At 67.5% G+C, this 19,681-nt stretch carries 17 protein-coding genes; 6 read left to right on the forward strand and 11 right to left on the reverse strand.

Features of this window, described 5'->3' with window-relative positions:
• Window positions 1-39 precede the first annotated feature (39 nt).
• Window positions 40-1,413 carry a CmpA/NrtA family ABC transporter substrate-binding protein gene (locus SK095_RS02080; protein WP_320547670.1) on the reverse strand — a complete coding sequence of 458 codons (1,374 nt, stop codon included), beginning with the start codon at window positions 1,411-1,413 and terminating at the stop codon, window positions 40-42.
• 451 nt (window positions 1,414-1,864) lie between these two features.
• On the opposite strand from SK095_RS02080, the gene SK095_RS02085 reads away from it, so the two are divergent.
• The gene (locus tag SK095_RS02085; protein ID WP_320547671.1) at window positions 1,865-2,791 is read left to right on the forward strand and encodes a 1-phosphofructokinase family hexose kinase; all 927 of its coding nucleotides are present in this window, start codon (window positions 1,865-1,867) and stop codon (window positions 2,789-2,791) included.
• A gap of 47 nt (window positions 2,792-2,838) precedes the next feature.
• Here the strand turns inward: SK095_RS02085 and alaC are convergent, their stop codons facing one another.
• A complete protein-coding gene (alaC, locus tag SK095_RS02090) occupies window positions 2,839-4,071 on the reverse strand; it encodes an alanine transaminase (protein WP_320547672.1) in 1,233 nt (410 codons plus the stop codon).
• A gap of 204 nt (window positions 4,072-4,275) precedes the next feature.
• Between alaC and SK095_RS02095 the strand changes: the two genes are divergently transcribed.
• Window positions 4,276-4,575, forward strand: a complete 300-nt coding sequence (locus tag SK095_RS02095; protein ID WP_320547673.1) for a hypothetical protein — start codon at window positions 4,276-4,278, stop codon at window positions 4,573-4,575.
• Window positions 4,576-4,680: 105 nt separating this feature from the next.
• On the opposite strand, the gene SK095_RS02100 is transcribed toward SK095_RS02095, so the two are convergent.
• From SK095_RS02100 to acnB, 3 genes are all read right to left on the reverse strand, one after another.
• Window positions 4,681-5,259 (reverse strand): ANTAR domain-containing response regulator, encoded by a 579-nt coding sequence (locus SK095_RS02100; protein ID WP_320547674.1) that lies wholly within the window; start codon window positions 5,257-5,259, stop codon window positions 4,681-4,683.
• Between the two features lie 17 nt (window positions 5,260-5,276).
• Entirely contained in the window at window positions 5,277-6,488 is a 1,212-nt protein-coding gene (locus SK095_RS02105) for a CmpA/NrtA family ABC transporter substrate-binding protein (RefSeq protein ID WP_320547675.1), read from the reverse strand.
• 211 nt (window positions 6,489-6,699) lie between these two features.
• Window positions 6,700-9,309: a bifunctional aconitate hydratase 2/2-methylisocitrate dehydratase gene (acnB, locus tag SK095_RS02110; protein ID WP_320547676.1), complete on the reverse strand. Its 2,610-nt coding sequence runs from the start codon at window positions 9,307-9,309 to the stop codon at window positions 6,700-6,702.
• Between the two features lie 331 nt (window positions 9,310-9,640).
• On the opposite strand from acnB, the gene SK095_RS02115 reads away from it, so the two are divergent.
• Window positions 9,641-10,117, forward strand: coding sequence for a DUF1289 domain-containing protein (locus SK095_RS02115; RefSeq protein WP_136490161.1), 477 nt, complete (start codon window positions 9,641-9,643; stop codon window positions 10,115-10,117).
• Window positions 10,118-10,186: 69 nt separating this feature from the next.
• Here SK095_RS02115 and SK095_RS02120 read toward each other — a convergent pair whose 3' ends face one another.
• Complete coding sequence (locus tag SK095_RS02120) at window positions 10,187-11,053, reverse strand: universal stress protein (RefSeq protein ID WP_201486629.1); 867 nt, start codon at window positions 11,051-11,053, stop codon at window positions 10,187-10,189.
• A gap of 140 nt (window positions 11,054-11,193) precedes the next feature.
• On the opposite strand from SK095_RS02120, the gene SK095_RS02125 reads away from it, so the two are divergent.
• Window positions 11,194-11,796, forward strand: coding sequence for a tRNA-(ms[2]io[6]A)-hydroxylase (locus SK095_RS02125; protein WP_201486628.1), 603 nt, complete (start codon window positions 11,194-11,196; stop codon window positions 11,794-11,796).
• A 57-nt stretch (window positions 11,797-11,853) separates the two neighbouring features.
• Here SK095_RS02125 and SK095_RS02130 read toward each other — a convergent pair whose 3' ends face one another.
• The 3 genes from SK095_RS02130 to SK095_RS02140 form a co-directional block, all read right to left on the reverse strand.
• Window positions 11,854-12,510, reverse strand: coding sequence for a hypothetical protein (locus SK095_RS02130; protein ID WP_201486627.1), 657 nt, complete (start codon window positions 12,508-12,510; stop codon window positions 11,854-11,856).
• Window positions 12,511-12,963: 453 nt separating this feature from the next.
• Window positions 12,964-13,689: a UDP-2,3-diacylglucosamine diphosphatase gene (gene lpxH, locus SK095_RS02135; protein ID WP_320547677.1), complete on the reverse strand. Its 726-nt coding sequence runs from the start codon at window positions 13,687-13,689 to the stop codon at window positions 12,964-12,966.
• Between the two features lie 4 nt (window positions 13,690-13,693).
• Window positions 13,694-14,191, reverse strand: coding sequence for a peptidylprolyl isomerase (locus SK095_RS02140; protein ID WP_320547678.1), 498 nt, complete (start codon window positions 14,189-14,191; stop codon window positions 13,694-13,696).
• Between the two features lie 140 nt (window positions 14,192-14,331).
• On the opposite strand from SK095_RS02140, the gene SK095_RS02145 reads away from it, so the two are divergent.
• Together SK095_RS02145 and cysS are read left to right on the forward strand one after the other, a co-directional pair.
• Window positions 14,332-16,002 (forward strand): glutamine--tRNA ligase/YqeY domain fusion protein, encoded by a 1,671-nt coding sequence (locus tag SK095_RS02145; RefSeq protein WP_320547679.1) that lies wholly within the window; start codon window positions 14,332-14,334, stop codon window positions 16,000-16,002.
• Window positions 16,003-17,388, forward strand: a complete 1,386-nt coding sequence (gene cysS, locus SK095_RS02150) for a cysteine--tRNA ligase (RefSeq protein ID WP_320547680.1) — start codon at window positions 16,003-16,005, stop codon at window positions 17,386-17,388.
• Between the two features lie 72 nt (window positions 17,389-17,460).
• Here cysS and SK095_RS02155 read toward each other — a convergent pair whose 3' ends face one another.
• Together SK095_RS02155 and norR are read right to left on the reverse strand one after the other, a co-directional pair.
• Window positions 17,461-17,883 (reverse strand): DUF6306 domain-containing protein, encoded by a 423-nt coding sequence (locus SK095_RS02155; protein WP_136490169.1) that lies wholly within the window; start codon window positions 17,881-17,883, stop codon window positions 17,461-17,463.
• 130 nt (window positions 17,884-18,013) lie between these two features.
• The gene (norR, locus tag SK095_RS02160; RefSeq protein ID WP_320547681.1) at window positions 18,014-19,573 is read right to left on the reverse strand and encodes a nitric oxide reductase transcriptional regulator NorR; all 1,560 of its coding nucleotides are present in this window, start codon (window positions 19,571-19,573) and stop codon (window positions 18,014-18,016) included.
• Window positions 19,574-19,681: the final 108 nt, after the last annotated feature.

Here is a 19,681-nt window from a genome sequence, read left to right on the forward strand (position 1 = left end):
GGGGAGCCGGCGTGGCCGGCTCCCGGGACGGATCGGGCATCACAGCGCGGAGTCGGCCTTAAGGCCGATCTTGAACTGCTCGATGTACGCGTTCGGCTGGCGCCCGTCATAGGTGAGGCCGTCGATGAAGTCGCTGCTCGGCGCGCGGAAGCCTTCCTCGCCGGCCGGCGGGAAGTCGGAGGCCTTGGCCTTGCCCTCGGCGACCAGTTCGGCGGCGGCCGCCTGGTAGGTCTGCGGCTGGTAGACCTTCCGGGCGGTCTCGAAGTACCAGCTGTCCGGCTGGTTCTCGCCGATCTGGCCCCAGCGGCGCATCTGGGTCAGGTACCAGATGGCGTCGGAGTAGTAGGGGTAGGTGGCGTTGTAGCGGAAGAACACGTTGAAGTCCGGGACTTCGCGCTTGTCGCCCTTCTCGTACTCGAAGGTGCCGGTCATCGAGTTGGCGATCACCTTGGCGTCGGCGCCGACGTACTCGGGGCGAGCGAGGATCTGCACCGCCTCGGCGCGGTTGGCGTTGTCGTTCTCGTCCAGCCACATGGCGGCGCGGATCAGCGCCTTGACCAGGCGCTTGTGGGTTTCCGGGTTGGCGTCGGCCCAGGCCTTGGACACGCCGAGGACCTTCTCCGGGTTGTTCTTCCAGATCTCGTAGTCGGTGATCACCGGCACGCCGATGCCCTTGAATACCGCCTGCTGGTTCCACGGCTCGCCCACGCTGTAGCCGCTGATGGTGCCGGCCTCGAGGGTGGCCGGCATCTGCGGCGGCGGGGTCACCGAGAGCAGGGCGTCGGCGCTGAGGGTGCCGGTGATGTCGCCCTTGGCCGGGGCGTAGTAGCCGGGGTTGATGCCGCCGGCGGCCAGCCAGTAGCGCAGCTCGTAGTTGTGGGTGGACACCGGGAACACCATGCCGAGGTTGAACGGCTTGCCCTGGGCCTTGTACTGCTCGATCACCGGCTTGAGCGCGTCGGCCTTGATCGGGTGGACCGGCTTGCCGTCCTGCATCGGCACGTGCTTTTTCATTTCCTCCCACACGGCGTTGGAGACGGTGATGCCGTTGCCGTTGAGGTCCATGGAGAAGGCGGTGACCACCTCGGCCTTGGTGCCGAAGCCGATGGTGGCGCCCAGCGGCTGGCCGGCCAGCATGTGCGCACCGTCCAGTTCGCCGGTGATCACCCGGTCGAGCAGCACCTTCCAGTTGGCCTGCGCCTCGAGGGTGACGTACAGGCCTTCGTCCTCGAAGTAGCCCTTCTCGTAGGCGATGGCCAACGGCGCCATGTCGGTGAGCTTGATGAAGCCGAGCTTGAGCTCTTCCTTCTCTGGATCGGCGGCCAGGGCGACGGAGCTGGCCAGCGGGGCGAGCAGCAGGGCGGCGGCGGCCAGGGCATGCTTGACGAAACGACGGTGACTGCGAATGTGCATGGCGATTTCCCAAAGGTCAGAAACGAAAAAAGACGTCGCAAGCGCGCCGATCCTGCAGGGATCAGCTGGCTTTTGACGTCTTTGTCAGTTCGTCCCGATCACCGCCGTTGGCGATCCGAAGACGGATGTGCAATCACCTTTGCAAGGGGCTTGCCAGTTTTGCTGGCGCACCCGCAGCGGGCCGCTGACGCCCCTGCAGTTCGCCCTGCGAGCGAGGCGAGAGCCCAGTAAATCAATGGCTTGCAGCCGCAGGCGGGCGGTGCGCTGCAGCTGGCCGGTACGCAAGATGGGTGCGGGGTGAGCCAGGGCTGTGCAGCAGGCGAGCCCGCCTGCTTCATCGCAGGGCGCCCCGTGTGGCCTTTTGCGCCGCCCGTGGCGCAGCCTTGGGGCACAATAGGGGCAACACGAACCCGGTATCCCGCTGTCCGGCGGGCCAGTCTGGAGCCCCACGATGCCGCGCATTGCCACCCTGACCCTCAACCCGGCGATGGACCTGTCCACCAGCACCACCCAGGTCGAGCCGACCCGCAAGCTGCGTTGCAGCCTGCCGCGCTACGATCCGGGCGGCGGCGGCATCAACGTGGCGCGGGTGGTCGCCGAGCTCGGCGGCGACGTCGTGGCGGTCTATCCGGCCGGCGGGCCGTTCGGCGACATGCTCGAGCGCATCCTCGCCGCTCTGGCGCTGCCGCAGCTGCGCGTGCCGATCGCCGGCGATACCCGCGAGAGCTTCACCGTCGACGAGACCGCCACCGGCCGGCAGTTCCGCTTCGTGCTGCCGGGCCCGGAACTGTCGGCGGCCGAACAGCAGGCCTGCCTGGACGCCATCGCCGCGCTCGATCCCGCGCCAGAGTTCATCGTCCTCAGCGGCAGCTTCCCGCCCGGCGTGGCGCTGGCTTACTTCGACGCAGTGGCCGCGCTGGCGCGGCGCATCAAGGCGCGGCTGGTGCTCGACTGCTCGGGCGAGGCGCTCGCCTACGCCGCCGGACGCGGCGGCATCCACCTGCTCAAGCCGAGCCTCAGCGAGCTGGCCACCCTGATGGGCGGCAAGGTGGAGGGCGCGGCGGCGCAGGAAGCGGCGCTGCGCGAGCTGATCGGGCGCGGCGTGGCGGAGGTCATAGTGCTGTCGCTGGGTGGCGAGGGGGCGGTGCTGGCCAGCAAGGAGGGCATCGAGCGCTTCGCGCCGCTGGACGTGCCGGTGTGCAGCGCGGTGGGTGCCGGCGACAGCATGGTCGGCGCCATGGTGCTGGCCCTGAGTCGCGGCTGGAGCCTGACGGATGCGGTGCGCTACGGCATCGCCGCCGGCTCGGCGACCATCCTGCGCCCCGGCACAGAGCTGTGCCGGGCGGAGGATGTGCAGCGGTTGCACGGGAAGGGGTGAGACAAGCGAGGAAAACCGCCTGGGCGGTTTTCCTCGCGGCTGGAGGCTCAACCGGCGCTATCGCCCTTGGCCGCCTTCGGAGGCAGCAGGCCTTCGGCGCGGAACATCGCCTTGATGCCGCGGATCGCTTGGCGGGTGCGGTCGAGGTTCTCGATCAGGGCGAAGCGCACGTGGTCGTCGCCGTAGTCGCCGAAGCCGATGCCGGGGGAGACGCAGACCTTGGCCTCGGTCAGCAGCTTCTTGGCGAACTCCAGCGAGCCGAGGTGAGCGTAGGGCTCGGGGATTTTCGCCCAGATGTACATCGACGCCTTGGGCTTCTCGACCATCCAGCCGATCTCGTGCAGGCCCTTGACCAGCACGTTGCGCCGCTCGCGGTACTTCTCGGCGATCTCGTGCACGCACTGCTGGTCGCCTTCCAGGGCGGCGATGGCGGCTACCTGCAGCGGGGTGAAGGTGCCGTAGTCGTGGTAGCTCTTGATCCGCGCCAGGGCGCTCACGAGTTCTTGATTGCCAACCATAAAGCCGATGCGCCAGCCGGCCATGTTGTAGCTCTTCGACAGGGTGAAGAACTCCACGGCGACGTCCTTGGCGCCCGGCACCTGCATGATCGACGGCGCCTTCCAGCCGTCGTAGACGATGTCGGCGTAGGCCAGGTCGTGCACCACGAGGATGTCGTGCTGCTTGGCCAGCGCCACCACGCGCTCGAAGAAGTCCAGCTCCACGCACTGAGCAGTGGGGTTGGAGGGGAAGCCGATGATCATCATCTTCGGCTTGGGGATCGCCTCGCGGATCGCCCGCTCCAGTTCGGCGAAGAAGTCGACGCCGGGCACCAGCGGCACCGAACGCACCTGGGCGCCGGCGATCACCGCGCCGTAGATGTGGATCGGGTAGCTGGGGTTGGGCACCAGCACGGTGTCGCCGTGGTCGAGGGTGGCCAGCATCAGGTGCGCCAGGCCTTCCTTGGAGCCGATGGTGACGATGGCTTCGCTGTCCGGGTCGATGTCGACCTGGTAGCGGTCCTGGTACCAGCGCGAGATGGCGCGGCGCAGGCGCGGGATGCCGCGCGAGGTGGAGTAGCCGTGGGTGTCTTCGCGCTGGGCGACCTGCACGAGCTTGTCGACGATGTGCGGCGGGGTGGCGCCGTCGGGGTTGCCCATGCTGAAGTCGATGATGTCCTCGCCACGGCGGCGGGCGGCCATCTTCAGCTCGGCGGTGATGTTGAAGACGTAGGGGGGGAGACGATCGATGCGCGCAAAGCGGCGCTTGCCGTGTTCGGCCATGATTTCCTCGAGAGACGTAAGCGCCCGGAACCGTCCGAGCGACGTTGGCCAGTGCGCTGGCCTGCGCGAAGGAACATACGCCGGCCGCTCGTTGCCTGCAAGCGCTGCAATGGTCGAAGTGCGACGCCCTGTCGCGAAGCGGGGGGTACGGAGCTGGCCCGGTTAATGCTGCGCTTGTGTCTCCCCACAGACACGGAGCAGTTCATGAAGGCAGTCAGCCTCAGGGTCGGGGCGCAGCGCTCGGCCGGCAGCGAATTCCTCGACACCCGTTTCGGCGGCAAGGCGCTCAGGATCACGGTGACCCGCAATCCGGACCGGCTGGTCGCCGACCGCGCCCTGCCGGAGGGCGGCGACGTGCAGGTGGCGAGGCTGGACAACCCCTACCGGCTGACCCGCGACCTGACCAACATCCTCGGCTCGGCGAAGTCGGGCGACGCGCTGGTGCTGGTCTGCGGCGAGGGCAAGCTGTACCGGGCGACGCTGAAGTATCTCGGTCTGGTCTGAGGCGTCTGTCAGGATCGCGCCACTGCTGCAGGGCGTGTCGGTATTGCGACCAGTCCGGGGCTGCGCCCACGCCGATGCATGGGCGGCATCGCCAGGGGGATGCGCTCAGTTACCGAGCATCTCGTGCATCGAGATGATCTGCTCGGCCACCTGGATCAGCTTCTGCTGCTTGCTCATCGCCTGGCGGCGCATCAGGGTGTAGGCCTCCTCTTCGTTGCACTGGCGCATCTTCATCAGCAGCCCCTTGGCCAGCTCGATGCGCTTGCGCTCGGCCAGCTGCTGCTCGCGGGCGTTGAGCTGGGCGCGCAGGGCCTGGTCGCTCTCGAAGCGGGCCATGGCCACGTCGAGGATCGGCTGCAGGCGCTGGGCGTGGATGCCCTCGACGATGTAGGCGCTGACCCCGGAGCGGATCGCCTGACGCATCACGCCGGGGTCGTGCTCGTCGGTGAACATGACGATGGGGTGCGGCTGGTCGCGGCTGAGCAGGCAGACCTGCTCCATCACGTCGCGGCCGGGCGATTCGCTGTCGATCAGGATCACGTCGGGGCGTACGGCGGCCACCCGCGCCGGCAGGTCGACGGTCAGCCCGGATTCGTCGATCACCTCGAAGCCGGCTTCGTTCAGCGCGCTCTTCAGGCGGCCGACCTTCTTCGCGGTGTCGTTGATCAGGAGGATGCGCAGCATGGACATGTCTCCCGCTATCAGAGGGCCAGCTTCTGGCGTTCGGCCAGCGCGTGCAGTTCGAAGCTGCGCGCGTAGCCGGCCGGATCGCTGCCGTCCCAGACCCTGCCGTCCAGCAGGGTCGAGCGGCGCAGGGTCTCGGGTATCGCGATGCCCAACGCATCGGCGGCCTCGCGGTACAGCGCGAGCTGGTGCACCTGGCCGGCCAGTTCATGGTACTGCGGATCGTCGCGCAGCAAACCCCAGCGGCGCAGCTGGGTGAGGAACCACATGCCGTCGGACAGGTAGGGCATGTTCACCGCGCCGTCGGCGAAGAAGCGCAGCGGGTGGGCGTCCAGCCAGGCGTGGCCGAGGCCGTCCTGGTAGTGGCCGAGAAAGCGCGGCTCGAGGGTGGCCACCGGCGCGTTGACGTACTCGGCAGCGCTGAGCAGCTGGGCGGTGCTGCGGCGGTTTTCCACGCTGGCGTCGATGAAGCGGCAGGCCTCGAGCAGGGCCATGGTCAGGGCGCGGGCGCTGTTGGGGCACTCTTCGACGAAGGCGCGGGTGACGCCGAGCACCTTCTCCGGGTGATCCGGCCAGATCGACTGGCTGGTGGCGACGGTGAAGCCGAGGTTCTCGTCCACCGCGTGGGCGCCCCAGGGGTCGCCGGCGCAGAAGCCGTCGATGCGCCCGGCGCGCAGGTGGGCGACCATCTGCGCCGGCGGCACCACCACGCTGTGCACGTCGGCGAGCGGATGGATGCCTTGGCTGGCCAGCCAGTAGTACAGCCACAGGGCGTGGGTGCCGGTGGGGAAGGTGTGGGCGAGGGTCAGGCGCGCACCGCTCTGGTGCGTGCGTGCGCGCAGCGCCTCGCCGTCGGTCACGCCGGCCGCGCGCAGGGCCTGGCTCAGGGTGATCGACTGGCCGTTCTGGTTCAGGCCCATGAGGATGGCCATGGGCGTGATCGGGCTGCCGAGGCCGAGGTGGATGCCGTAGACCTGGCCGTAGAGCATCTGCGCGGCATCCAGTTCGCCGCCGAGCAGCTTGTCGCGCAGGCCGGCCCAGGAGGCCTGGCGGCGCAGGTTGAGGGTCAGGCCGTAGGGCTGGGCGAAGCCCTGGGTGGCGGCGACGATCAGCGGCGCCGAGTCGGCCAGGGCCATGAAGCCGAGTTCGAGGACGTTCTTTTCCGGGGCATCGGAGCCGGCGACCCAGGCCAGGGCGTCGGGGCGTGGCGTTGCGTGGTGGTCGGTCATCGCGTGTGTTCCATCGCTGCACAAAAAAGCGCCGTACCGGCCATCGCTCTGGGCGACAGTCGGGTACGACGCCATTGTCGGGGAACGGCTCCGCCGTTGGAGCGTTCGGATGGTCACGACGAAGCAAGCGCTGTGCCACATGGCGGGTAGAAAAGAAAAAGCCCCGCACGGGGCGGGGCTTCTTCCTACAGCGATCTAGCGCTTACCGGGCTCAGGCCTGCAGCACCGGGATGTTGGCCTTGGCCGCAGCATCGCGGTACTCGGCCATCTGGTCGAAGGACAGGTAGCGGTAGACGTCGGCAGCCATGCTGTCGATGTTCTTCGCGTATTCCATGTACTCCTCGACGGTCGGCAGCTTGCCGAGGATGGAGGCGACAGCCGCCAGCTCAGCAGAAGCCAGGAACACGTTGGTAGCGTCGCCCAGGCGGTTCGGGAAGTTACGGGTCGAGGTGGAAACCACGGTGGAGCCGGTCTGTACGCGAGCCTGGTTACCCATGCACAGCGAGCAGCCCGGCATTTCCATGCGCGCGCCAGCCTTGCCGTAGATGCCGTAGTAGCCTTCCTCGGTCAGCTGGTGGGCGTCCATCTTGGTCGGCGGAGCCAGCCACAGACGGGTCGGAATGCCACCCTTGACCTTGTCCAGCAGTTTGCCGGCAGCGCGGAAGTGACCGATGTTGGTCATGCAGGAGCCGATGAACACCTCGTCGATCTTCTGACCGGCAACGGTGGACAGCAGGCGAGCGTCGTCCGGGTCGTTCGGAGCGCAGAGAACCGGCTCCTTGATCTCGGCCAGGTCGATCTCGATGACGGCGGCGTATTCGGCGTCGGCATCGGCGGACAGCAGCTGCGGATCGGCCAGCCAGGCTTCCATGGCCTGGGCACGACGCTCCAGGGTACGGGCGTCGCCGTAGCCTTCGCCGATCATCCAGCGCAGCATGGTGATGTTCGACTTCAGGTACTCGGCGATGGCGTCTTCCGGCAGCTTGATGGTGCAACCGGCAGCCGAACGCTCGGCGGAGGCGTCGGACAGTTCGAACGCTTGCTCGACGGTCAGGCCTTCCAGACCTTCGATCTCGAGGATACGGCCGGAGAAGATGTTCTTCTTGCCCTTCTTCTCGACGGTCAGCAGGCCAGCCTGGATCGCGTAGTAGGGGATGGCATGCACCAGGTCACGCAGGGTGATACCCGGCTGCATCTTGCCCTTGAAGCGCACCAGCACGGATTCCGGCATGTCCAGCGGCATGACGCCGGTGGCGGCGGCGAAGGCCACCAGGCCGGAACCGGCCGGGAAGGAGATGCCGATCGGGAAGCGGGTGTGCGAGTCACCACCGGTACCGACGGTGTCCGGCAGCAGCATGCGGTTCAGCCAGCTGTGGATGATGCCGTCGCCCGGACGCAGGGACACGCCGCTGCGGTTCATGATGAAGTCCGGCAGGGTGTGGTGGGTGTTGACGTCGATCGGCTTCGGATAGGCGGCGGTGTGGCAGAAGGACTGCATCACCAGGTCGGCGGAGAAGCCCAGGCAGGCTAGGTCCTTCAGCTCGTCGCGAGTCATCGGGCCGGTGGTGTCCTGGGAGCCGACGGTGGTCATCTTCGGCTCGCAGTAGGTGCCCGGACGCACGCCCTGGCCTTCCGGCAGACCGCAGGCGCGGCCGACCATCTTCTGGGCGAGGGTGAAGCCCTTGCCGCTGTCGGCCGGAGCGACCGGCTTCTTGAACAGGGTGGACGGCGCCAGGCTCAGCTCGGCACGGGCCTTCTCGGTCAGGCCACGGCCGATGATCAGCGGGATGCGGCCGCCGGCGCGGACTTCGTCCAGCAGCACTTCGGTCTTCAGTTCGAAGGTGGTGATGACTTCTTCGGTGCCATGCTTGCAGACCTTGCCGGCGTACGGGTACACGTCGATGACGTCGCCCATGGCCAGGTTGGTGCAGTCGAATTCGATCGGCAGGGCGCCGGCGTCTTCCATGGTGTTGTAGAAGATCGGGGCGATCTTGGTGCCGAAGCAGAAGCCGCCGGCGCGCTTGTTCGGCACGTTCGGGATGTCGTCACCGAAGAACCACAGCACGGAGTTGGTGGCGGACTTGCGCGAGGAGCCGGTGCCGACCACGTCGCCGACGTAGGCGACCGGGTAGCCCTTGGCCTTCAGCTCTTCCATCTGCTTGATCGGGCCGACCGAACCCGGAACGTCCGGGTTGATGCCGTCGCGGGCCATCTTCAGCATGGCCAGGGCGTGCAGCGGGATGTCCGGGCGCGACCAGGCATCCGGAGCCGGGGACAGGTCGTCGGTGTTGGTTTCGCCGGTCACCTTGAACACGGTCAGGGTGATCTTCTCGGCGACGGCCGGGCGGCTGGTGAACCACTCGCCTTCGGCCCAGGAGGCCAGCACTGCCTTGGCGGCTTCGTTGCCCTTCTTGGCGCGCTCGGCGACGTCGTGGAAGGCATCGAACATCAGCAGGGTGTGCTTGAGCTGTTCGGCGGCGGCGTTGGCCAGCTCGGCGTTGTCCAGCAGCTCGACCAGGGTGGCGATGTTGTAGCCGCCCTGCATGGTGCCCAGCAGCTCGACGGCGCGGGTCTTGGAGAGCAGCGGGGAGGTGGCTTCGCCCTTGGCCAGGGCGGTCAGGAAGCCGGCCTTGACGTAGGCGGCTTCGTCCACGCCAGCGGGAACGCGGTTGGTGATCAGGTCAACCAGGAATTCTTCTTCGCCAGCCGGCGGATTCTTCAGCAGCTCGACCAGAGCAGCGGTCTGCTCGGCGTTCAGCGGCTGGGGCACGACGCCCAGGGCGGCACGCTCTTCTACGTGTTTGCGGTAGGCTTCAAGCACAGTATTACCCTCATCAGTGGTCCCATGCGGGAGTCCGGGACTCTCGTCCAGAAGCTGTTTTCAAAGTTTTACGCCGGCGACTGTGACGAGGATGAGGTGGTGAACAACGATCTGTCGCGATGCTGTCCACCAACCGCTTCCAGCCGGGTTTACTGTGCTCGTGACGCTTTGAAAACAGCTTCCTGCGGACATTGGTGCCTGTAACAAGGCAGGCGGATTCTACTGGAAAGACCGCGATAAGTTAAGCAAGACTCCCGGTCGCTGGCGGATGACCCGGCTTAGACAAAGGGCTAACATGCCGCCCAGTTTCCTTCGCCAGTCCGCTTCCGCCATGTCCCAACAGCGCATCAAGACCCCCTGCGTCGGCCTCTGCTCCACGGTCTACGGCGACCTGGTGTGCCGTGGCTGCAAGCGTTTCCACCACGAGGTGGTGAACTGGAACCTGTACGGCGAGGAGGAGAAGCGCGCCGTGTGGCGGCGCCTGGAAGGCCTGCTGGTGCAGGTGGTGCAGGCCAAGCTCGAGGTGATCGATGCGGCCCTGCTGCGCCGCCAGCTGGAGCAGCGGCAGATCCGCTTCGTGGTCCAGCAGTCGCCCTACTGCTGGGCCTACCAGCTGATCGCCCGTGGCGCGCGGCAGATCCAGCAGATCGAGGCCTACGGCATCACGCTGCTGCCCGAGTTCCGCGGCAGCGGCCTGCCCGAGCTGCGCGATGCCATCGACCGCGAGTTCTTCCTGCTCTCCGAGGCCCACTACCAGCGCTACATCGCGCCGCGCTTCCTGGTCGACGGCGAGGATATCCGCGTCTGATCGCGCCACCGTTGTAGGAGCGAATTCATTCGCGACAGGGTCGCAGATGAATCTGCTCCCACAGGGGGATCAGGGTTGTTCTTCGAGCAGCTTCTCCAGGTGGTCGCAGATGTCGTCCGGCTTGAGCACCAGCACGTCGCTTTCCAGCACGTCCAGCACCACCTCGGCGGTGTTGCCGATCAGCGCGCCGGATAGGCCGGTGCGCGCCACGGTGCCGAGCACGGTGACCACTGCGTCGAGCTGCAGGGCCAGCTGCGGGATCAGCAGGTCGGCCGGGCCTTCGGCGATGTGCAGCTGGTGGTTGCTCAGGCCGTATTCGTCCTGGAAGCGCTGGCAGGCATCGCGGTAGCGCGCGGCTATGGTCTCGCGCAACTGGAAGGTCGGGTCGGCGGCGCTGAGCATCGGCGCCGGGTGGGCGCTGAGCACGTGCAGTTCGCCCCTGGCCAGGTGGGCGACCTCGTGGGCATGGCAGACGATGGCCGCGTGCAGGGTCTGGTGCTCGGGATCGTCGTTGCCGACGTCCACCGCGGCCAGCACCTTGCCGCCGCCCCACGGGCGGTCGGTCTTGACCAGCAGCACCGGGCAGGGGCAGTAGCGCAGCAGCTTCCAGTCGTCCGGGGTGAGCAGGGCCTTCTTCAGCGGGTTGTCCGGGTAGTGCTGCTTGACCACCAGGCCGCAGCCTTCGGCCTGCTGGGCGGCGATGATGATCTCGTGGCTGGCGTCCTGCCATTCCTGGCGGGTGCTGACCTTGAAGCCTTCCGTCTCCAGCCCTTCGGTCAGTTCGCCGAGGAACTCGCCGCGGTCGTGCTGGCCGTCGCAGACCAGCAGGTGCAGCTCGGAACCGGTGCAGCCGGCGATCAGCCGCGCGCGCTTGAGCGCGAGGCTTTCCTCCTGGTCGGGTTCCAGCACTACCAGGATGCTGCGGATGGCTTGCATGGTCGTCTCCCTCATTGGCTTCAGGTTCAACTCTAGACGCAGGCAGGAGGAATGCCGCTTGATGCACGTCAACCGCCGGGCATGCCGGTGGCGGGCGGGAGCCGTATAATGCGCGGCTTCCCAAGACTAGCCGGATTGCCATGTCCCTGCTCCCCGAGATCGAGAGCTTCCTGCTCTGCCCGACGCCCCAGGCCTGGATCGACCAGGCGCTGCAACATCCCGAGATCCTGCTGATCGACCACGCCAACTGCGAGAAGAAGGCGGCGAGCACGGCGCTGACCCTGCTGTATCGCTATGTAGAAAAGGAGGACCTGCAGTACAAGCTGTCGCGCCTGGCGCGCGAGGAACTGCGGCATTTCGAGCAGGTCGCCGCGCTGATGAAGAAGCGCGGCGTCGCCTACCGTCCGGTCAGCGCCTCGCAGTACGCCCAGCGCCTGCACGCGCACATCCGCAAGCACGAGCCGGGCAAGCTGGTCGACACCCTGATCGTCGGCGCCTACATCGAGGCGCGCTCCTGCGAGCGCTTCTACCGGCTGGCGCCGTTCCTCGACGAGGAGCTGGGCAAGTTCTACGTCTCGCTGCTCAAGTCCGAGGCGCGCCACTACCAGGACTACCTGAACATGGCCCGCCAGTACGCCGGCGAGCCGATCGACGAGCGGGTGGCCTTCTTCGCCGAGATCGAGCGCCAGGCGATCCTCACCCCGGACGCCGAGTTCCGTTTCCACAGCGGCGCGGCGGCCTGAAACGAAGAGGGGGGCATCGCTGCCCCCCCTTTTCTCATTTCAGGTTATCGCCGCTATTCAGTGGGCGGTGACGATCACGCCGGCCGGCCACTCATCCTCACCGGCGTTGCGCCGTTCGGCCCAGCTGCACAGCAGCTGCATGCCGAGGAAGCCGGCGGCGATGAGCAGCGGATAGGCCGCCATCAGCTCGAGCAGCGAGTACTTCCAGGCCAGCGGGCGGCCGATGCCGAGCATGGCGGCGTAGAACCAGGATACCGCCGAAACCGAGCCGGCCAGCAGCGCCAGGCTGCGCAGGCCGCGGGGCAGCTGCAGCAGCGAGCCGCTCTTCTGCAGGGCGGGCAGGACGGTGCCGTGCAGGATGAAGCCGTTGAGGGTCAGCAGGGTGACGATGGTCACCTTGGCCTGCAGCTTGGGATTGAGGAAGTACTCCATGCCCTTGCCGGCATAGTCGAGGCCGACGATGCCGATGCCGCTGACCCACAGCACGATCAGGGCGAGCGAGACACTCTTCTTCAGGTGTTCGAGATGCTGCGCCTGTTCGGGCTCGGCGGCGCCACCGCGCAGCAGGTTGCGGATCAGCGCCACGTCGCTGGTGAGGATCAGGCCGACCGCCACGCAGCAGGCGATCAGGTGGACGTAGACGATGCCCATGCGCGCGAGTTCGACGGCGGTTTCCTGTTGCAGGAATGCCTGGAGGAAGTTGCTCAGTTCCATGGTTGCCTCTCTGTTTCTTTTTTCGGTGCCGGCGGCACTTGCGATTGATTGGATGGAGGTCCTTGTTCCTGGTGTTGCAGCGGCAGGGCGCTCGCCGCAGGTTGCGGCTGCTGAAGTATCGCCTTGCCCAGTTGTGCTGACGGGGCGTCGTGTCCCGTCGGTGGGGCGGCTCCTCTTCGGGGAGATAGGGGAGCCATGGCGGCGGGCGCGAGTAGGGGCGCCATCACCGTGCTGTCTGTTGCGACAGTGAGGAGTGAGAGTGAATGGATCGTGAAATGGTTCGCAGTATTCGTGAAATGGCGACGAATGGATGGGTCGATTCACTTGCGCAGTTTGTGAATTGATAGTAGGCGAGTTGTGTCTTGCGCGAAGCCGATGGCTCTGCAACGGCCGCCGGCAGCGGTTTGCGAGCGCAACGCAGCCAGGGTGGCGCGTTGCCGGTCGCGGGCGGGCTCAGTCCAGCGGAAAGGGCGCCAGGCGATAGCCCTGCGCGTCCACTTCCAGCGCCCAGCCCTGGCGGTCCCAGTCGCCGAGGACGATGCGTTGGGCGTTGTGGCCGTCGACCAGCAGTCGGTGCACGGCGGGGCGGTGGGTATGGCCGTGGATCAGGGTGCGCACGCGGCGCTCGGCCATCACCTGCGGCACCACCTCGGGGGTGACGTCGATGATGTCGGCGGCCTTCTCGCGGGTGCGCATGCGGCTGGCGTCGCGCAGCTTGCGCGCCAGCTTGTGGCGGGTGGCCAGCGGCAGGTTGCGCAGCAGCCACAGCGAGAGCGGGTTGCGCAGGCGCTTGCGTAGGCGCTGGTAGCTCTCGTCGCGGGTGCACAGGCTGTCGCCGTGTAGCAGCAGCACCGGCTCGCCGTACAGTTCCACCACGCTGCCTTCCCTGAGCAGGGTGCAGCCGGCTTCGCGGCAGAAGCCCTTGCCGAGCAGGAAGTCGCGGTTGCCGTGCATCAGGTAGATGCGCGTGCCCTTGTCGCTCAGGCGGCGCAGGGCGCTGGCGATGGAGCGCTGGAACTCGTCCATGCCGTCGTCGCCGATCCACACCTCGAAGAAGTCGCCGAGGATGTACAGCGCCTCGGCGCCGGCGGCGCGGGTCTCCAGGAAATGCAGAAACGCCCGGACGATGTCCGGGCGCTGCGCTTCAAGATGCAGGTCCGCGATGAACAGGACGCTCATCGAATCACTCGGCGACGACTTCGGCCTTCTCGATGATCACGTCGTCCACCGGCACGTCGCCGTGGCCAGAGCGATTGCCGGTAGCCACGGCCTTGATCTTGTTGACCACGTCCATGCCTTCCACCACTTCGCCGAACACGGCGTAACCCCAGCCCTGGGTGGTCGGCGCGGTGTGGTCGAGGAAGCTATTGTCGGCGACGTTGATGAAGAACTGCGCGCTGGCCGAGTGCGGGTCCATGGTGCGGGCCATGGCGATGGTGCCGACCTTGTTGGACAGGCCGTTGTTGGCCTCGTTCTTGATCGGTGCGCGGGTGCTCTTCTGCTTCATGCCCGGCTCGAAACCGCCGCCCTGGATCATGAAGTTGCCGATCACGCGGTGGAAGATGGTGCCGTTGTAGTGGCCGTCCTTCACGTACTGCTCGAAGTTGGCCGCGGTTTCCGGGGCCTTGTCGGCAAACAGCTTGAGGGTGATGACGCCGTGGTTGGTGTGCAGCTTGATCATGGGGGAATTCCGCTGAATGGGTGAGGGCATCCGGCACCTGCGGCGGCAGGTGGTCTGTCGGGTGCCTGACGGGTTCGCTATGATAAGCGCTTTGCATTGGCTGGCCTACCCTGGCCGGCACCGACATGTTCAAGGACACCATGAGCAAGCCCACCGTCGAAAAAGCCGCCAACTTCCTGCGCCCGATCGTCCAGGCCGACCTGGAAGCCGGCAAGCACGCCAAGATCATCACCCGCTTCCCGCCGGAGCCCAACGGCTACCTGCACATCGGCCACGCCAAGTCGATCTGCCTGAACTTCGGCCTGGCCGAGGAGTTCGGCGGCGAGTGCAACCTGCGCTTCGACGACACCAACCCGGCCAAGGAAGACCAGGAGTACATCGACGCCATCAAGGCCGACGTCGAGTGGCTGGGCTTCAAGTGGGCCGGCGAGGAGCGCTACGCCTCCAACTACTTCGACCAGCTGTACGCCTGGGCGGTGCACCTGATTCAGAATGGCAAGGCCTACGTCTGCGACCTGTCGCCGGAGGAGGCGCGCGCCTACCGCGGCAACCTGACCGAGCCGGGCAAGAACAGCCCGTTCCGCGAGCGCAGCGTCGAGGAGAACCTCGACCTGTTCGCGCGCATGAAGGCCGGCGAGTTCCCCGACGGCGCCCGTGCGCTGCGCGCCAAGATCGACATGGCCTCGCCGAACATGAACCTGCGCGACCCGATCCTCTACCGCATCCGCCACGCCCATCACCACCAGACCGGCGACAAGTGGTGCATCTACCCGAGCTACGACTTCACCCACGGCCAGTCGGACGCCCTGGAAGGCATCACCCACTCGATCTGCACTCTGGAGTTCGAGGATCACCGCCCGCTGTACGAGTGGTTCCTCGCCAACCTGCCGGTGCCGGCCCAGCCGCGCCAGTACGAGTTCGCCCGCCTCAACCTGAACTACACCATCACCAGCAAGCGCAAGCTCAAGCAGCTGGTCGATGAGAATCACGTGACCGGCTGGGACGACCCGCGCATGTCGACCCTGTCCGGCTACCGTCGCCGCGGCTACACCCCGGCGTCGATCCGCGCCTTCTGCGACATGATCGGCGTCAACCGCGCCGGCGGCCTGGTCGACATCGGCATGCTGGAATTCGCCATCCGCGAGGATCTCGACGCCAACGCCGCGCGCGCCATGTGCGTGCTCAAGCCGCTCAAGGTGGTGATCACCAACTATCCGGAAGGCCAGGTCGAGAACCTCGAGCTGCCGCGCCATCCCAAGCAGGACATGGGCGTGCGCGTGCTGCCGTTCTCCCGCGAGATCTACATCGACGCCAGCGACTTCGAGGAAGTCCCGCCAGCCGGCTACAAGCGCCTGATCCCTGGCGGCGAAGTGCGCCTGCGCGGCAGCTACGTGATTCGCGCCGACGAGGCCGTGAAGGACGAGCAGGGCAATATCGTCGAGCTGCGCTGCTCCTACGACGAGAACACCCTGGGCAAGAACCCGGAAGGCCGCAAGGTCAAGGGCGTGATCCACTGGGTGCCGGCCGCCGAGAGCGTCGAGTGCGAGGTGCGCCTGTACGACCGCCTGTTCAAGGCCGCCAACCCGGAGAAGACCGACGAGGAGGGCGGCAGCTTCCTCGACAACATCAACCCGGAGTCGCTGGTGGTGCTCAAGGGCTGCCGCGCCGAGCCATCGCTGGCCAATGCCGCGCCGGAAGAGCGCTTCCAGTTCGAGCGCGAGGGCTACTTCTGCGCCGACCTCAAGGACTCCAAGCCGGGCGCCCCGGTGTTCAACCGTACCGTCACCCTGCGCGACTCCTGGGGGCAGTGAATGACGCTTTCCATCTACAGCACCCTGTCCAAGAGCAAGGACGAGTTCAAGCCGCTGGAAGGCAACAAGGTCCGCATGTACGTGTGCGGCATGACCGTCTACGACTTCTGCCACATCGGCCATGCGCGGGTGATGGTGGCGTTCGACGTGGTCGCCCGCTGGCTGCGCCATCGCGGCTATGAGCTGACCTACGTGCGCAACATTACCGACATCGACGACAAGATCATCAAGCGCGCCAACGAGAACGGCGAGTCGTTCCAGGACCTGGTCGCGCGGATGATCAAAGCGATGCACGAGGACGAGGCGCGCCTCAACGTGCTGCGTCCGGACATCGAGCCGCGCGCCACCGACCACATCGCCGGCATGCACGCGATGATCCAGACCCTGATCGACAAGGGCTTCGCCTACGCCCCGGGCAACGGCGACGTCTACTACCGGGTCGGCAAGTTCGAGGGCTACGGCAAGCTGTCGCGGCGCAAGATCGAGGACCTGAAGATCGGCGCGCGCATCGAGGTCGACGAGGCCAAGGAAGATCCGCTCGACTTCGTGCTGTGGAAGGGCGCCAAGCCGGGCGAGCCGAGCTGGGAATCGCCCTGGGGCGCCGGACGTCCGGGCTGGCACATCGAGTGCTCGGTGATGTCCACCTGCTGCCTGGGCGAGACCTTCGACATCCACGGCGGTGGCCCGGACCTGGTGTTCCCGCACCACGAGAACGAGATCGCGCAGAGCGAGGCGGCCACCGGCAAGCTGTACGCCAACGCCTGGATGCATGCCGGCGCGGTGCGCGTCGACGGCGAGAAGATGTCCAAGAGCCTCGGCAACTTCTTCACCATCCGCGAGGTGCTGGAGAAGTACCACCCCGAAGTGGTGCGCTACCTGCTGGTGTCCAGCCACTACCGCAGCCCGATCAACTACTCCGAGGACAGCCTGCGCGAGGCCAAGGGCGCGCTGGAGCGCTTCTACAACGGCCTCAAGGGTCTGCCCGAGGCGACGCCTGCCGGTGGCGAGGAGTTCGTCGAGCGCTTCGGCGCGGCGATGGACGACGACTTCAACTCGCCGGAAGCCTGCGCGGTGCTGTTCGAGATGATCCGCGAGGTCAACCGCCTGCGCGAGTCGGATCTTGCCGCCGCCGCCGCGCTGGCCGCGCGGCTCAAGGAGCTGGCCGGCGTGCTCGGCGTGCTGCAGCTCGACCCCGAGGCCTTCCTGCAGGCCGGTGCCGAGGGCAAGGTCGACGCCGCCGAGGTCGAGGCGCTGATCGCCGCGCGCCTGCAGGCACGCGCCGAGAAGAACTGGGCCGAGTCCGACCGCATCCGCGACCAGCTCACCGCCATGGGCGTGGTGCTGGAGGACGGCAAGGGCGGCACCACCTGGCGCCTGGCCGAGTAGGTCGATCCGCTGTACCGAAAGGGGCTGCCGCGAGGCAGCCCTTTTCGTTTGTGGCGCGCTATTTGTAGTGCGCTACTGCTGCTGCGCGGCCGCGCTGTTCTCCTCGTGGATCTGCAGCATCCGCTCCAGTTCGCTGCGGATCAGCGCGTCCTCGCAGCCGGGCAGGAACTCGCGCAGCTTGCGGATCACCCACTGCTGGCCCCGGTCGACGAAGGCCAGGCGCTCCTCCAGCGATTCGATGGCCATGGCCTTGTCGTAGAAGGCGCCGGTCTCGTGGTTGGGGGGGAGGCCCAGGTGCTTGAGGCAGGTCAGCAGGTGCTGGCAGCTCTCGCCCTCGCCCGCGAGGATCTGCTGCAGCAGTTCGCGCTGGTCGGGATCGGTGGCCTGGCGCAGGGTTTCGCCGGCCACCCTGGCGCCGGCGCGCTCGGCGCTGAGCAGGGTCTGCAGCAGCTCGGCCTGGCCGGCGGCAGTGTTGAGGTTGGCTGAGTCGGTCATGATCGGGCTCCCCGACGGTTGGTCCTGGCAATCCATGGTAGTCGGTTTGCCCTGCCGCGGGGGCGGGAGCCGGGCCGACCATGCCCGCTGGCGGAGCCGCATCTCGGGTCAGCGAATGGGGCGGCCCGCCTCAGCGCAGCCCCAGCCGCTTGGCCAGCCGGTGCAGGTTGGCGCGGTCCAGGCCCAGCTCGCGGGCGGCGGCGGCCCAGTTGTGGGCGTGGCGCTCCAGCGCGGCGGCGATCTGCTGGCGCTGGAACTGCTCGGTGGTCTCGCGCAGGTTGCCGCCAACCACTGCCGGTTCGGCCTCGGCAGCGGTGCTGGCCGGGCTGGCCGGTGTCGCGCCCGGCAGGCCGAGCAGCTCGGCGCCGATGCTGAGGATGCGCCGGCGCTCGCTGCGCTCGCCGGCGGCCATGGCCTTGAGCGCGGCGCGGCCGATCAGGTGCTCCAGCTCGCGCACGTTGCCCGGCCAGTCGTAGGCGAGCAGGGCGGCCTGCGCCTCGCCGGTCAGGCGCAGGCTGCGCAGGCCGAGGCGGGCGCGGTTCTCCTCGAGGAAGTAGCCGGCCAGCAGCAGCACGTCGCGGCCGCGCTCGCGCAGCGGCGGCACCGGCAGCGGGTAGACGCTCAGGCGGTGGTAGAGGTCGGCACGGAAGCGCCCTGCGCGCACCTCCTCGGCCAGGTCGCGGTTGGTGGCGGCGATCACCCGCACGTCGACGCGGTGCTCGCGGTCCGAGCCGACCCGCTGCAGCTGGCCGCTCTGCAGCACGCGCAGCAGCTTGGCCTGCACCGCCAGCGGCAGCTCGCCGACCTCGTCGAGGAACAGCGTGCCGCCGTCGGCCAGCTCGAACTTGCCGTGGCGCTCGCTGACCGCGCCGGAGAAGGCGCCGCGCACGTGGCCGAACAGCTCGCTCTCCACCAGGGTATCCGGCAGCGCGGCGCAGTTGAGGCTGATCAAGGGCTTGCGCGCCCGCGGTGAGGCGCCGTGGATGGCCTGGGCGACCAGCTCCTTGCCCACCCCGGTCTCGCCGCTGATCAGCACGCTCAGGTCGCTGCCGGCGACCAGGGCGATCTCCTCCAGCAGGCGCTGGTGCTCGCGGCTCTGGCCGATCAGCTCGCGGCGCGCCTGCTGGCCGGCGGCCTCGCGGTACACCTCGACCAGTTGCTCGTCGTGCTCGGCGCGGCGGGTCAGGGCGTCGATGCGCTCGGCGGCGCGCACGGTGGCGGCGGCCAGGCTGGCGAAGGCTTCCAGGTTGTCCAGGTCGATGTGCTCGAAGCGCGACGGGTCGAGGGCGTCGAGGGTCAGCAGCCCCCAGGGCTGCTCGTCGACGTACAGCGGACAGCCCAGGCAGTCGTGCACTTCCAGGTGGCCGGAAAGGCCCTCGACCAGGCCGTCGTAGGGGTCGGGCAGGGCGCAGTCGGCGGCGAAGCGGGTCAGCCCGCGATGGGCCAGCAGGCTCTCGAAGCGCGGATGCTCGCTGACCCGGAAGCGCCGGCCGAGGGTGTCGGCGCTCAGGCCGTCGACCGCCAGCGGCACCAGGGTGTCGCCGTCCAGGCGCAGCAGGGCGGCGGCATCGGCCGGCAGCAGGGCGCGCAGGGCGCCGAGCAGGCGGCGGTAGCGTTCCGCTTCCGGCAGGTCGCGGGACAGGTCGGCGACCAGCGGGATCAGGGCGTTGAGCAGCGGATGCGTTGTCATTTCGATAGCGTGTTGTCGGGTTGACAGCGTTCGGTTGTTGTCTAGATGACTCTCGATAATCTCAAGTCATTGATTTTATTGAATAAAAAATCTGGCACGGAAACTGAT

This window comes from Pseudomonas sp. AN-1, assembly GCF_034057115.1.
In the GTDB taxonomy this organism is placed as follows: Bacteria; Pseudomonadota; Gammaproteobacteria; order Pseudomonadales; family Pseudomonadaceae; genus Geopseudomonas.